This is a genomic window from Micromonospora sp. CPCC 205558, assembly GCF_036902955.1.
Classification (GTDB): domain Bacteria; phylum Actinomycetota; class Actinomycetes; order Mycobacteriales; family Micromonosporaceae; genus Micromonospora.
In genome coordinates this window covers 208,483-222,401 of the sequence record NZ_JBAKHR010000009.1, presented here as the reverse complement: position 1 = coordinate 222,401, position 13,919 = coordinate 208,483, and the positions used below count along the sequence as shown (strand labels likewise).

The window sequence follows — 13,919 nt, the reverse complement described above, 5'->3', positions numbered from 1 at the left end:
GCCGGCAATCCCGACCAGAATCAGCTCTCGTGAATTGGGGCGATAATGTCGTATCTGAAGCCGACCGATCCTGCCGTACTGGCGAAGGCCGTCGCTGACAACCTCGTCGTCGCGGCCGACCCCGACGCGCCCGCCTCGGGTCTCTACTACTGGGAGATCTCCCGGCCCTGGCGGGACAAGGTCGTTGACGCGGTACGGACGTGTGACGCCGAGACGATCCGTACGTTGGGTGAGAGCCTGCTGGCCGACCCGACGGATCACCGGCGGTACTGGGCGCTGCACGCGGCGCTGGTGGAGCGGCACGGCCGCGACGCCGCAGTCGACAACCTCATGCACCTCGGCTGGCGGGCGGAGTGCAACTCGCGCCTCGGTCACGTGCTGAACGAGGACTACACAAGTGATTCCATTCCGGTGACCGTGGAGGAGATGGCCGCGTTCGACCCGGGGCCGCGGCTGCCCGAGGGCGCGGCCCCGGAGGTCCTCGTGGTGATCCCGTTCCACAGCCGGTTGGAGGGCGGCGGCGAACGGCTGCGCAACCTCCTGGCGTGCCTGCGCTCGCTGCGTGACCAGTCGTTGCCGCGCGAGCAGTATCAGGTGACGGTCGTGGAGAGCGACGAGCAGTCCCGCTGGCGCGACATAATCAGCCGATTCGCCGACAACTACATCTTCGCCCCCAAGAGCGGCGTGTTCAACAAGTCCTGGGCGATGAACGTCGGCGTCGCGAACACGCCCGGAAACACCGAGATCATCTGCCACATGGACGCCGACGTGCTGGCCGACCGTGACTTCCTGGCCCGCAACGTCGAGCGCATGCGCGAACCCGGCACGATGGGGCACCTGCCGTACCGGGACATGGTGGCGATGGACTACCCCGCCACCTGGCGGGCGATCCGCGAGCGGTTGCACGGCGGCGCCGCAGCGCCCGACCCGAAGCGTCTGCGCGCCTTCACGCTGCGCCGTGGGCCAGGGCTGTGCTTCTTCGCCCGCGCCGAGCTGTACTACCGGACCGGTGGCATGGACGAGCGCTTCCAGGGCTGGGGCGGCGAGGACATCGAGTTCAACTACCGCTTCGGGTTCGACGCGGCGTACGACGCCTACGACGAGCCGCTGCTGCACATGCGGCACCCGTCCTACTCCGAGCTTCGCGGCGACGGCAAGCTGATCAACGCGCACCTCGTGCCCGGGAGTTGGCAGCCGACCCGGCCGATCGGGCAGCTCGACCAGTTCACCCCGGCCAACGTCTAACGTTCGGAGGACGGCGTGACCACAGAGACAAGTACGGCGGTCCGGCGACTCCAACCCGCCGGGCCGCACGACGACAAGACCATGCTCGACCATCTCCGGGAGGCCGTGGCCCGGCATCCGCAGCGGTCGGCGGTGATCTGCTGGCACGCCGACGGCCGGGCGACCGAGCGGCTGACCTACGCCCAGTTGGCTGCGACGGTCGAGCGGCTGGCGGCAGGGTTGGCGAGCCTCGGCGTCCGGCGGGGTGAGGTGGTGACCCTGCAACTGCCCAACTCGTGGCAGCTTGTCGCGCTCGCTCTCGCCTGCGCGCGGATCGGCGCCGTCGCCGGGCCGGTGGCGCCGATCATGCGCCGGCGGGAGCTGGAATTCATGACCCGGCTCACGAAGAGCCCGGTGTACGTGGGGGCGACGTCCTACCGGGGCTTCTCGTACGACGAGATGAGCGCAGAGGTGGCCGCTGCGGTGCCCTCCCTCGGCCATCGCATCCTCCTCGGCAAGCCGAGCACTCCGGGCGCGCTCGACTTCGAGGCCGACCTGCTCGATCGGGCCTGGGAGGACGAGGTGCCTCGCGGTGAGTTGGACGGCCGCGAAGCCGGCCCCGACGACCTTGCCCAGGTCATGTTCACCTCCGGCACCACAGGTGAGCCGAAGGGCGTCATGCACAGCCACCGGACGCTCTACGCCATCAACCGGCGGCAGATCGAGGTGCTGGGGCTGACCGGTGACGAGGTGACGGCGATGGGTTCGCCCACCACCCTTCAAGGTGGATACACCTGGAACTTCGTCATGCCCCTGTTGCTGGGCGCGACCGCAGTGCAACTGGACTCGTGGGATCCGGCGTTGATGCTGCGCATCTTCGAGGCGGAGCGGGTGACGTTCTTCTACGGCGCGCCGACGTTTCTCAGTGACCTGATCCACGAGCAGCGGCGCAGTGGGCGGGACGTCGACGCCCTCACGGCGTTCGGCACGGGAAGCGCGCCGGTGCCACCGATCCTCGTCGAGGAGGCGCAGGAGGTCCTCGGCTGCCGCGTCTACGCCGTCTGGGGCATGACGGAGAACGGCTGTGTCACGGTCACCCGCCCGGAAGACCCGCCGATGCGGGCGGCGGAGAGCGACGGCACAGCGGTACCCGGCATGGAGATCCGCATCGTCGACGAGAAGTCCGGCGAACCGGTCGACAAGGGTGCCGTCGGGCGGCTCCAGGTACGGGGCGACAACCAGTGCCTGGGCTATTACCGCCGCCCGGACCTGTACCGCCAGTCGCTGACGCCCGACGGGTGGTTCGACACCGGCGATCTCGCGCGCGACGACGGGTACGGCGGCGTGCGCGTGGTCGGCCGCGTGAAGGACGTCATCGTCCGGGGAGCCGAGAAGGTGCCTGTGGTCGAGGTGGAGGCGGCGCTGCTGCGCCACCCGGCGATCCGGGAGGCGGCCGTCGTCGGATATCCGGACGCGCGGCTCGGCGAACGGGCCTGCGCGGTGATCGTGCCGGACGGCGAGCCGCCCTCGCTCGACGAATTGCGTGCCCATCTCACCAAGCTGGGCATGGCCAAGCCGTATTGGCCGGAGCGGATCAGCGCCGTTGACGAGCTGCCGAAAACGCCGTCGGGAAAGGTCCAGAAGTTTGTTCTGCGGGAACGATTGAAGGCTACGTGATGGAATTCTCTCTTACTGCTGAGCAACGCGCGCTGGCCGATCGGGTGCGTACCTTCACCGAAAAGCGAATCGTGCCGTTCTATCAAGACAGCGACCGGCAGGGACAGTTCCGTGCCGATCTGCTGCCCGAGTTGGCCGCCGAGGGCCTGTTCTCGCTGCGGGTCCCGGTCGAGTACGGCGGGCTGGGGTTGGATGCGGTCAGCACCGGCGTCGCCCTGGAGGAACTGGCCCGGGGCGATCTCACCGCTTGCTATCCGGTGCTGAACGCCGCCCTGGTGGCCGGCATCATCACCGCCAACGGGACCGCCGAGCAACGCGCGCGCTGGCTGCCGGCGATCGCTCGCGGGGAGGCGGTGGTGGCGTTCTGCATGACCGAGCCCAGCCACGGGACCGACGCCGCCGCCGTCAAGCTTCGAGCCGAGCCGAACGGGCCGCACGACTGGCGGCTCATCGGCGAGAAGACCTCGATCATGCTGGGCGCGTACGCCACCCACGGGATGATCTTCGCTCGCACCAGCGACGCGCCACGTGCCCGCGGAGTCACCGCCTTCTACGCCCGGCTCGACGACCAGTACGTGATGCGCTCACCCCTGCGTGACCTCGGCAGCCGGTCCGGCGGCCGATCGACCCTGGTCTTCGACGGCCTGCCGGTCCGGGTGTCGGACGTGGTCGGCGACACCGGGCTCGGCTTCGCCCAGGGCATGCGCGGCTTCGACTACTCACGGGCGCTCATCGCGCTCATGGCCGTCAGCGCGGCACAGGCCGCGCTGGACGACGCGATCTCGCACGCTCAGCATCGGCGGGCGTTCGAACAGCCGCTCGGCCACTTCCAGGGTGTCGCCTTTCCGCTCGCGGAGTGCGCCACCTATCTGCATGCGGCCCGGCTCCTCGCGTACGAGGCGCTGTGGCGCAACGACGCCGGGCTGGAGCACCGCCTGGCGGCGAACATGGCGAAGTGGTGGGCGCCGAAGGCGGCCGTCGAGGCGGCGCACCAGGCGCTGCTGACGCTCGGTCACTTCGGCTACAGCGAGGAGCAGCCGATCGCGCAACGGCTACGCGACCTGATCGGCACTCAGCTCGCCGACGGCACCGCCAACGCCACCAAACTGGTGGTGGCACGGGAACTGCTCGGGCGGGAGTACGCGCCATGAGAACCTTCCCGTCTTATGTGGCCGGCAAGGACGTCGATTCCGACCGGTACGTCTACGGCATCTCGGCACGCGCGGCGCTGGAGGACACCTTCGGTGCGCTGAGCCTGAAGCGGCGGCTGGAGGCCGGTGAGCTCGCCGACGAGGACGACCCGCGCATTGTCGGACGGTGCGCGTTGGCCGACCCGCAGACTGTCCAGCAGGCGCTGGCCGCGGCCGCCGCCGCCCAGCCGGAGTGGGGCAGAACGCCCCTGCGTACCCGGCTGCGCCTGGGCGAGGCGATCCGCCGGCGGCTCGTCGCGACCCGCGACGAGTTCGTGGAGCTCATGGTCGCCGAGGGTCGGCCGCGCACCCCGTCGTACGCCGAAATCGACGGGTTGCTGCACATCTTCAGCGAGCAGACCCTCTCCTGGTGCGGCGAACTGCTGCACCGCGAGTTCGCGCACGACGGCAGGCGAATCGTCCTGCGCCGCCGTCCGGACGGGGTCGTCTGCGTGGCGCCGCCGCAGAACGCGCCGCACTCCAACGCCATCTACGGCGCGGCCGCCCTGCTCTCCGGCAACACCGTCGTGATCCGGGCGCCGCGCAGTCTTCCGCTCGGCGTGATGTACGCGATCCGGGAGATCATCGCACCCGCCCTCGACGAGGTGGGTGCGCCACCGGGCACCGTCAATGTCGTGTGCGGACCACCGATGCTCGCCGACTGGCTGGCCAGCCCGCACGTCAACGACATCATCTACTTCGGGGGCAGCGACAAGGGGTTGATCTTCCAGAGTGAGTGCATCGCCGCAGGCAAGAAGCCCATCCTGGAGCTGGCCGGCAACGACTGCGCCGTGGTCTGGCGGGATGCTGATCTCGACGTGGCGGTCCGCGCGCTGACCGAGGCGTTCAACGCCTCCGGGCAGATCTGCAACGTCCCCAACCAGGTCGTGGCGCATCCCGCGATCGCCGATGAGCTGCTCGATCGGCTCCGGATCGCCGCCGGGCAGATCCGACCCGGCTACCCCGACGACGAGGGCGTGGAGCTCACTCCGGTCCTGGCCCAGGAGAGCTTCTTCGCGGTGCTCGACGAGGCGCTGGCCGAGGGAGCCCAGTTGGTGTGCGGCGGACGCCAGCTGGAGGTGGACGGGTCACCGTCCGACACCGGCTACTTCGTGGAACCGACAGTGGTCCGTATCGACGGCCTGGCGCGCAGCCGCGAGCTGGCGGTGGTACGCGCGGAGACCTTCTTCCCGCTGCTGCCGGTGGTGGTTCCCGAGTCGGGCCGCAGCGACGACGCGCTGCTCGAGGACGTGCTCGACTTCGTCAACACCAACGCCTACGGCCTCCGTAACTCGTTCTGGTCGGAGGATGAAGCGGTAGTGGATCGCTTCGTGGCTGCGGTGACCAACGGCGGCGTCGTCAAGGTGAACGACGAATCGCACTCCGGCTTCTTTCCTTACCTGCCTTCCCACGGCGGCACCGGCCTTACCGGCGGGGTCTTCGGCGAAGCCAGCTACATGATGATCCGGACGACGCATCTGCAGGCGGTCTCACTGAGGAGCAACTCATGAGGACGATTCAGGTAGCAGCCCGATCCGCGCTGTCGGCGGACGCCGCGTTCGATCGGATCAGGCAGTTCGAAGATGAGTGGACTGTGCCGTTCCGGGGTAGGTCAATCAACTGGCGGCAGCGGTGTGAACCCGCACCGAGCGAGCGTCGCGTCTCGTTTACCCAGACCGTGGGTGATTTTCGGAGCCTGTCCGGCGTCTGGCGGGCGACGCCCACGCCGCAGGGGTGCGAGGTGCTGGTCGAGTTGACGTACGACGTCGGGGTGCCGATATACGACCGGATTCTCGATCCGTTGGTCGAGCGGGTGTTGGCGAGGGCTGTCCGGACGGCAGTGGCTGGTTTCTAGGCGCTTCTCGCACAGCATGAAGGTGGTCCCTCGAATCGTCTTCTGATTCGAGGGACCACCTTTGTCGTGGACGCTTCGCCCAATTTTTCAGCCCCAGTTGGTGTCACGGCTCATGATCTCGCTCCCCCTTCGATCTCGGCTACGAACCGAGTTCACCAGCGCCCGCTGTCGACCTGATATCTGATGGCTGTCGATCCGTCCTCGTTGCGCTTAGTCCCACCAGGAGGAGGCGCATGGCGATCCGATAGCGAGGTGAAAGCGGCCAGGGGTACGCTCACGCGAGGCACCGCCGGAATAGAAGGACCTGGATGTCAAATGATTGGTGTTCGCATTATTGACTGCGCGTCGGGCCGGCCTGTTCCGGGCGTGCTGGTACGGCTGGACGGCCGCGACGACCGAGGCTGGGCGCCACTGATGTCCGGGTTCACGGCCAATGACGGCCGGCTGCCGGCACTGGAGGAAGTTCAGGTGAGGCGCGGCGCGCATCAGCTCACCTTCGACCCCTCCAGCTACTTCGCCGGGCTCGGCACGGTCGCCGAGTATCGCGAGTTCACGGTGTCCATCCAGGTGCGCGAGATCGAACTCGACCTACGGATGGCCGTCTACCTCAACACGGCGGGCTTCGCCGTCTACGGAGAACGTGGATAGCTTGCCGGTCGGCGAGCGTGTTTGAGCGGGTCGTTCGTGGATTGCGTGGTGGTCGTCCATCGAAGAATCGGGCCGAGTGCACAATGTCTGCTCGCCGTGGGCACGCCGCCCCCGCGGGCCAAGGCGCGGATGCGGCAGGGCCTGTGCGGTCCTGCGGCTTTGCTGCCCGCCCGCGTCTGCGGGTCGTCGAGCGAACCCTCGTCGGCATGCACCCTCTGTCATCGGCTCATACGGGACTGTGAGCGCCATCTGTGCGCTTCGAAGCCATCACCTGCTGGGCTGCCCTCGCCGGCGTGACCCGCCGAATCACTCCACCGCACGTTCACCTGCACCTGGTCAACACGCCATCTCATACTCGCGCTAAAACATCGGCCGATCCGAATCTCGCCTGGTGCCCGCCTGCATGCTTCGCTACGATGGAAAACGTTCTCCTATGCGGGGCGTCAAACGATCATTCCGGCCAGCTCCGGGGGCGCTGTTGGGCCGGCGATGTGTCGTTGTCGACGGGGGGAAGCTTGGGCGACGGGGAGGAAAGTTGCTGGTTTTCCGCATCCTTGGACCCCTGCACGTTCTCAACGCCAGCATCACCGCCTCCCGACAGCAGACAGTGCTCGCCATGCTGCTACTGGAGGCCAATAATGTGGTCCCGCTGGGGCGGCTAATCGATGCGGTATGGGAGGAATCGCCTCCATCGACGGCCAAAAGTCAGATTCAGATCTGCATATCGGCGGTACGACGTGCGCTGCGAGACACCGGTCTCGACGATCGGATCATCACCAACCCGGCGGGCTACCAGATCAGAATCGCCGAGGGTGAGCTGGACCTGCACATCTTCAACGATCTCCTCACCGAAGCCCGCGCGGCGCTACGCGAGCAACGGCTGGAGGACGCTGCCTCGGGTTTTCGGCAGGCACTGGCGCTGTACCGCGGGTTTCCGCTCAGCGGCGTGGACAGCCGGCTGGTCGAGGCGGCGGCAACCCGGCTCGCCGAACGGCGGCTCGCCGTCGTCGAGGACTGCCTCGAGTTGGAGCTGCACCTCGGCCGGCATCGGGAGACCATCGATGAACTGATGGCGCTCGTCAGCGAGCACCCGCTGAGGGAACGGCTATGGCAACAGCTGATCACCGCGCTGTACCGGGCCGGTCGGCAAGCGGAGGCCCTGGCGGCGTACCGGTCGGCGCGGCAAGCCTCGATCGACGACCTCGGGTTGGAGCCGAGTGAGCCGCTCCGGCTGCTGGAACGGGCCATCCTGAACGGGGACCTCGAGCCCGGCCCGGCCGTGGAGCCGGAGTGGCCGAATCCGATCGAGCCGGTACCCTCGGTGCCCCGGATGACGCCCGCCGACATACCGGACTTCACCGGGTACGGCGAGCTCGTGACGGAGCTGGCCGACTTCCTGCGCCGTGGCAGCGGGCATTCCGACCGTGACTCCGTGCCGGTCCTGGCGATCACCGGCCGCGGCGGTGCTGGAAAGACGACCCTCGCCGTGCATCTGGCCCATGAGCTGGCCGCCGAATTTTCGGACGGCCAACTGTTCAGTCGGTTGGGCCCGGAGCGGTCGCACAGCGGCGGTCTCTCCCAGATCCTCGACGGCTTTCTCCGCGCGCTCGGCATGCCCGGGTCATCGATACCAGAGGGGCTGGAGGCGCGCGCGGCGACCTTCCGAAGCCAGATCGCCGCATCCCGGGTGCTGATCGTCCTGGACGACGTCGTCGACGAGCGGCAGGTCTACCCACTCCTGCCGGGCAGCCCCAGCTGCGGTGTGATCGTGACCAGTCGGCGCCGCCTGGCCGGCATCCCCGGCTCCCGGCTGGTCGAGGTGAGTGCGCTCGAACAGCGCGACGCCGTCGAACTGCTGACGCGGATGGTCGGCACGGAGCGAGCCTCCGCCGAACCGCGCGAGGCGCTACGCCTGGTCGACCTGTGCGGTCGGTTACCGCTGGCGCTGCGGATCGCGGCGGCGAGACTGATCGCTCGTCCGCATTGGCGAATGGCGCAGCTGACCGAGCGACTTGAGGACGAGGGCCGGCGCCTGGACGAGTTGGCGCACGGTGGCCTCGATGTGCGGACCAACATCGCGATCAGTTACGAGGGTCTCGACGAGCAGGCGCAGCGGCTGTTGCGGCGCCTCGGCCTGCTCGAGACGCATGATTTCCCAAGCTGGACCGCAGCGCCGCTGCTCGACATCGACGTGACCACCGCGTCGGACACACTCGATGCGCTGGTGGACGCACAGCTGTTGGAAGTCGTGGGTGGATTCGGCGTCGACACCCGCTACCGGCTGCACGACCTGGTCCGGGTGTACGCCCGTGAGCGGCTGGCGGCCGAGGAAACCGCGCCGGCAAGGCTCGAGGCCGCTCGGCGTCTTCTCGGCGCGTGGCTGTTCCTCGCCGACGAGGCGCACCGCATCCTCTACGGCGGCGACTACACCGTCATCCACAGCCGGGCCGAGCGTTGGGAGTTGCCTCGACACCTCGTTCACGACCTGCTGCGGGATCCGCTGATGTGGTTCGAGGGCGAGCGCGCCGCTGCGGTGGCCGCGGTGGGCCAGGCATCCCAAGCTGGTGCCCCGGACTACTGCTGGGATCTTGCGATCACCATGGTGGCGTTCTTCGAGACCGGCAGCTACCTCGACGATTGGCGGGCCACACACGAGATCGCCCTGCTCACCGCGCGGCAGGCTGACGACCGGCTCGGCACTGCCGCGATGCTGTACTCGCTGGGCGCGGTGGACATCGTCGAGCAGCGCTTCGACGACGCTCGCGCCCGGCTGGCCCAGGCGCTTGAGGTGTTCGACGAAATCGGCCAGGCCCGCGGCCGGGCGCTCGCCCTGCGGCACCTGGCCTTCCTCGACCGGGTGCACGGCGATCTCGATCAAGCCTGGGCGCGCTACAGCGAGGCCCTTGCCGCGCTGCATCCGCTCGGCGACGCAGCGGGCGCCGCTCACGTCCTCAGCGGCATGGCGCGCATCAAGCTCGAATGGGGCGAGCGCGGCTCCGCCGCCGAACTGCTGGCCGAGGCGCTGCGGAAGGTGACGGAGGTCAACAGCACGCGCGTCCAGGCGATGGTGCTGCACCGGCTCGGCGAACTGCACTTCGAGGACGGCGACCTCACCCGGGCCGAGGAAGAGCTGACCAAGGCCCTGAAACTGGTGCGCGTAGGCCACGACCGGGCAGGCGAGGCGCACGTGCTGCACGGGCTCGGTCTGGTGAAGCTGCGGCAGCACCAACATCACCAGGCGGCGGTGACGCTGAACCACGGGTACGCCATCGCCCGTCGCAATGGCGACCGGCTCGCCACCGCGCGATTCTGCCTGGCGCTCGCGCGGGTGCACCGGGCGCGACGGGACTACTCCTCCGCGCTGGAGTGGGCCTCCCAGGCCCTCGGGATCTTCGACCAGTTCCACGCACTGCTGGGCCGACTGGAGGCCGACGAGCTGCTCGGGCAGATCCGCGATGAGGCGGCTGGGCGGCATGGCTTGCGTGAACAGGCTGCCCTACCGCCCGCTGTCTGAAGTAGCGCCCGTCGGTCGCAGCCGTAGGCACAGGGGCCCATTGAGTGCCGGTCGAGCCGCGTGCAGAGTACCCGGCCGACAGTACGTTCATCCCACCGGAGAGTGGGTTCAGCCGTCACAGCATTGACGCGACGGTGCGATAAGGCCTTGCGTGGCCGAGGTCCAACCCACTTTCGACCCGGACAGGAGGTTCCCGTGCCGCAAACCAGCAGATTCCGACGAGCCTTGGTCACCGGCGGTGGAGGGTTTCTCGGCTCGTACGTCTGCGAGCAGCTCCTCTCCTCCGGCGTGGAGGTGATTGGCGTCGACAACTTTTCCACCGGACACCGCAGCTATGTCGAGCACCTGATGGGCCGGCCGGGCTTCACACTCGTGGAGGCGGATGTCACCGAGGAATTCGACACGCCGGGATCAGTCGATCTCGTGATGCATCTGGCGTCGCCGGCGTCGATTCCCGAATTCTATCGGTTGCCGATCGAGACCCTGCTCGTCGGCAGCCAAGGCACACATAACGCGCTGCGCATCGCACACCGGTGTGGAGCCCGCTTCGTGCTGGCCTCCACGTCGGAGGTGTACGGCGATCCGCTGAAGCATCCGCAGGACGAAGAGTACTGGGGCAACGTCAACCCGATCGGGGCCCGATCGGTCTACGACGAGGCGAAGCGGTACGCCGAGGCTCTCACCACGGCCTACGGCACGAAGCACGGTGTGAGCGTGGGCATCGCGCGCATCTTCAACAGCTACGGGCCGCGGATGCGGCCGGATGGTCGGGTGATCTGCGGCTTCATCGCCCAGGCCCTCGACGGCGTCCCCCTGACGATCCACGGCGACGGCAACCAGACGCGTTCGCCCTGCTACGTCGAGGACACCGCGCGGGGCCTCTTGGCGATCGCGGAGAGCGACTACGGGCGGCCGGTCAACATCGGCAACGTCCACGAGGTCACCATCCGCGACCTGGCTCAGATGATCCTCGAGGTGACCGGCAGCCGGTCACCTCTGAAGTTCATCGAGGCCGACGCGGACGACCCTCGGCAGCGCTGCCCCGACATCAGTCGAGCAGAACGGGAACTGGGTTGGCGGCCACAGGTCGCCCTCGAAGAAGGTCTACGGCGGACGGTAGCGGCCGCCAGCAAACCATCAGCGGACTGGAAATAGGAGGCACAGTGCTTACGATCTCCGTGCTGGGCTGCGGGTATCTCGGCGTCACACACGCCGCCGGTATGGCCGAGTTGGGGCACCAGGTCATCGGAATCGACATCGACCCGGAAAAGATCGCCGCGCTGGCAGACGGCCGGGTGCCCTTCTTCGAGCCTGGGCTGGACGAGCTGATCACCCGCAATCTCGCTGCTGGGCGATTGCGGTTCAGCACGTCGTACGAGGACGCCGCGACGGCCGACGTGCACTTCATCTGCGTCGGCACGCCGCAGCGCAGCGACGCCAGCGCCGCCGACCTCAGCCATCTACACGCGGCCATCGAGGGGCTGGCACCGTCGCTGGCGGATGATTGCCTCGTCGTCGGCAAGTCCACCGTGCCGGTCGGCACCGCGGCCCACCTGGCCGAGATGCTCCGCGTTCTCGTGCCCGACGGCGAAAAGGTGTCGGTCGCCTGGAACCCGGAGTTCCTGCGCGAGGGCACGGCAGTGGCCGACACCCTGCGCCCGGATCGCCTCGTGCTCGGCGTGGCGGACACGTCCGCCGAGAAGGTGCTCCGCGAGGTCTACGCGCCACTGATCGATGCGGGCGTTCCGGTGGTGGTGGCCGACCTGCCCACCGCCGAAGTGATCAAGACGGCGGCCAACTCCTTCATGGCCACGAAGATCTCCTTCATCAACGCGATCGCAGAGTTCTGCGACGCGAGCGGCGCCGACGTCACCGTCGTCGCCGAAGCGCTCGGACGCGACCCGCGCATCGGCGAGCAGTTCCTCAAGGCCGGGCTCGGCTTCGGCGGCGGCTGCATCTCCAAGGACATCCGCGCCTTCCAGGCCCGCGCCCACGACCTCGGCGTCGGCCACGCCCTGGCCTTCCTGGCTGAGGTCGATGCGGTGAACCTGCGTTGCCGCGACCGGGTGGTGGAGTTGCTCCGCAAGCAGTGCGGTGGAGGGTTCGCCGGGCGGCGAGTGGCAGTGCTGGGCGCCGCCTTCAAGCCCAACACCGACGACGTCCGCGACTCGCCCGCGCTGCACGTGGCCGAGCTGATCAGCCGTGAGGGCGGTGTGGCCGCCGTCTACGACCCGCGCGCGATGGGGAACGCGCGGCGGGCCTTCCCCCACCTGACCTACGCGACCAGCCCGCTGGACGCGGCACGCGGCGCCGACGCGGTGGCCCTGTTGACCGACTGGCAGGAGTTCGCCACTCTCGATCCGCGGGTCCTGGGCAAGGAAGTCAAGAGCCGCAACGTTGTGGACGGGCGGCACCTGCTCAACGCCGGGGAGTGGCAGGGGGCAGGGTGGCAGTACTTCGCGCCTGGCCGCCCGGTGCTCCAGAGCTGAGTGTTTCGCACCAGCCTGCGTCACCCCGCGTCGCGGACGTGCCTGACGGCGTCGAGTTGCTGACCCAGCCACGCGTCGCCGTCGGCATGTTCCACCGTGCCATCGACGCGGGCGCTGGTCACCTGAGTCAGCGTGGTAACCGCCGGCGGCAACCGCGATGTGCCCCCGTGTGGGCCGCCGGCCAATCGTCACGCTCCAGCAGCGGTGCTGTTTGCCGTTCTTCACTGCCCCACAGGAATGTATGAACGAAACTGCTTTCGAGTAACCCAACGGGTTGACGTAGAGCAGAATTGAGAAGATAGCTTTTTGGCTATGCGAACTGTGGAATTGGGGCGGACGGGAGAGCAGGTCAGTCAGATCGCTCTCGGGTGCATGTTGATGGGGACCTTGACCGACGAAGCGTCGTCGTTCGAAATGCTCAACCATTACCTCGACGCCGGGGGAAATTTTGTCGATACGGCCAACTGCTATGCGTGGTGGCCGTCCCCCGGCAACACCGGTGGCGAGAGTGAGGAACTGCTGGGCCGCTGGCTCGCCCATGGCGGTCGGCGCGACAAGATCTTTCTCGCTACCAAGTGCGGTGCGCGGTTATCCGATCCGGAAGAGGCGCGGGGCAAGACGTGGGAAGAGGTCCAGGCACGATTCGAAGGTGCGAGCCCCGAAACGGTGCGCCGGGGCATCGACGACAGCCTGCGGCGGCTCGGCACCGACCATGTCGACCTGTACTACGTGCACGTCGACGACCGGTCGACGCCACTGGAGGAGACGCTCTCCGCCCTCGCGGAGATCGTGCGCGCCGGCAAGGCACGGTACGTCGGCTGGAGCAACGTGCGCACCTGGCGGCTGGAGCGCATCCGGCAGCTCTGTGACCGGCACGGCTGGCCGGCACCGGTCGCGGTACAGCAACAACACAGTTACCTCCGCCGTCGTGCCGGGCTCAGTCACAAGTCCATCGTGGACGACGAGCAGTTCGACTACCTGCGGACGCACGATGACCTGACGTTGGTCGCGTACTCGCCGATCCTCAAAGGGGTCTACGACGACCCGGAGAAGCGGCGAAATCACGACGTCATGGATCCGTACCAGGGCCCGGATGCCGAGGCACGCCTCGCGGGGCTCGCCGCGGTCGCCGCCGAACTGGGGGTCAAGCCGAACCAGCTGGTGCTCGCGTGGCTGTTGCAGCAGACGTCGCCGAGCATCGTGCCGCTGATCGGGCCGCGCACCCTGGACCAGTACGCGGCCGCCATGTCGGCGCTCGACGTCATGCTCGACGCCGAACACGTCGAGCGACTGGACGTCGCCGGCGCCCATGCCTCGTGATC

Annotated in this window: 10 protein-coding genes; all 10 read left to right on the top strand. The window is 68.2% G+C overall.

Going from position 1 to position 13,919, the window contains the following annotated elements:
- The first annotated feature begins 45 nt into the window (after positions 1-45).
- The 10 genes from V6U86_RS13560 (at position 46) to V6U86_RS13515 (ending at position 13,917) form a co-directional block, all read left to right on the top strand.
- On the top strand, positions 46-1,245 hold the full coding sequence (locus V6U86_RS13560) for a glycosyltransferase (RefSeq protein WP_334502755.1): 1,200 nt from the start codon (positions 46-48) through the stop codon (positions 1,243-1,245).
- Positions 1,246-1,260: 15 nt separating this feature from the next.
- Positions 1,261-2,901, top strand: coding sequence for an AMP-binding protein (locus tag V6U86_RS13555; protein WP_334502753.1), 1,641 nt, complete (start codon positions 1,261-1,263; stop codon positions 2,899-2,901).
- Positions 2,901-4,052 carry an acyl-CoA dehydrogenase family protein gene (locus V6U86_RS13550; RefSeq protein ID WP_334502751.1) on the top strand — a complete coding sequence of 384 codons (1,152 nt, stop codon included), beginning with the start codon at positions 2,901-2,903 and terminating at the stop codon, positions 4,050-4,052. The genes V6U86_RS13555 and V6U86_RS13550 overlap by 1 nt, the downstream gene beginning before the upstream one ends.
- Positions 4,049-5,602: an aldehyde dehydrogenase family protein gene (locus tag V6U86_RS13545; RefSeq protein ID WP_334502749.1), complete on the top strand. Its 1,554-nt coding sequence runs from the start codon at positions 4,049-4,051 to the stop codon at positions 5,600-5,602. The genes V6U86_RS13550 and V6U86_RS13545 overlap by 4 nt, the downstream gene beginning before the upstream one ends.
- Positions 5,599-5,946, top strand: coding sequence for an SRPBCC family protein (locus tag V6U86_RS13540; protein WP_334502746.1), 348 nt, complete (start codon positions 5,599-5,601; stop codon positions 5,944-5,946). The genes V6U86_RS13545 and V6U86_RS13540 overlap by 4 nt, the downstream gene beginning before the upstream one ends.
- A gap of 183 nt (positions 5,947-6,129) precedes the next feature.
- Positions 6,130-6,594, top strand: a complete 465-nt coding sequence (locus V6U86_RS13535) for a hydroxyisourate hydrolase (RefSeq protein WP_334502744.1) — start codon at positions 6,130-6,132, stop codon at positions 6,592-6,594.
- Positions 6,595-7,129: 535 nt separating this feature from the next.
- Positions 7,130-10,108, top strand: coding sequence for an AfsR/SARP family transcriptional regulator (locus tag V6U86_RS13530; RefSeq protein ID WP_334502742.1), 2,979 nt, complete (start codon positions 7,130-7,132; stop codon positions 10,106-10,108).
- Positions 10,109-10,303: 195 nt separating this feature from the next.
- A complete protein-coding gene (locus V6U86_RS13525; RefSeq protein ID WP_334502740.1) occupies positions 10,304-11,263 on the top strand; it encodes a GDP-mannose 4,6-dehydratase in 960 nt (319 codons plus the stop codon).
- 8 nt (positions 11,264-11,271) lie between these two features.
- Entirely contained in the window at positions 11,272-12,597 is a 1,326-nt protein-coding gene (locus V6U86_RS13520; protein ID WP_334502738.1) for a UDP-glucose dehydrogenase family protein, read from the top strand.
- Positions 12,598-12,909: 312 nt separating this feature from the next.
- A complete protein-coding gene (locus tag V6U86_RS13515) occupies positions 12,910-13,917 on the top strand; it encodes an aldo/keto reductase (RefSeq protein ID WP_334502736.1) in 1,008 nt (335 codons plus the stop codon).
- Positions 13,918-13,919 lie beyond the last annotated feature (2 nt).

What these genes read in the sequence shown, in the direction of transcription:
- V6U86_RS13560 (WP_334502755.1), top strand. Translation starts at nt 46, where the DNA reads ATGTCGTATCTGAAGCCGACCGATCCTGCCGTACTGGCGAAGGCCGTC.
- V6U86_RS13550 (WP_334502751.1), top strand. Translation starts at nt 2,901, where the DNA reads ATGGAATTCTCTCTTACTGCTGAGCAACGCGCGCTGGCCGATCGGGTG.
- V6U86_RS13545 (WP_334502749.1), top strand. Translation starts at nt 4,049, where the DNA reads ATGAGAACCTTCCCGTCTTATGTGGCCGGCAAGGACGTCGATTCCGAC.
- V6U86_RS13540 (WP_334502746.1), top strand. Translation starts at nt 5,599, where the DNA reads ATGAGGACGATTCAGGTAGCAGCCCGATCCGCGCTGTCGGCGGACGCC.
- V6U86_RS13535 (WP_334502744.1), top strand. Translation starts at nt 6,130, where the DNA reads ATGGCTGTCGATCCGTCCTCGTTGCGCTTAGTCCCACCAGGAGGAGGC.
- V6U86_RS13515 (WP_334502736.1), top strand. Translation starts at nt 12,910, where the DNA reads ATGCGAACTGTGGAATTGGGGCGGACGGGAGAGCAGGTCAGTCAGATC.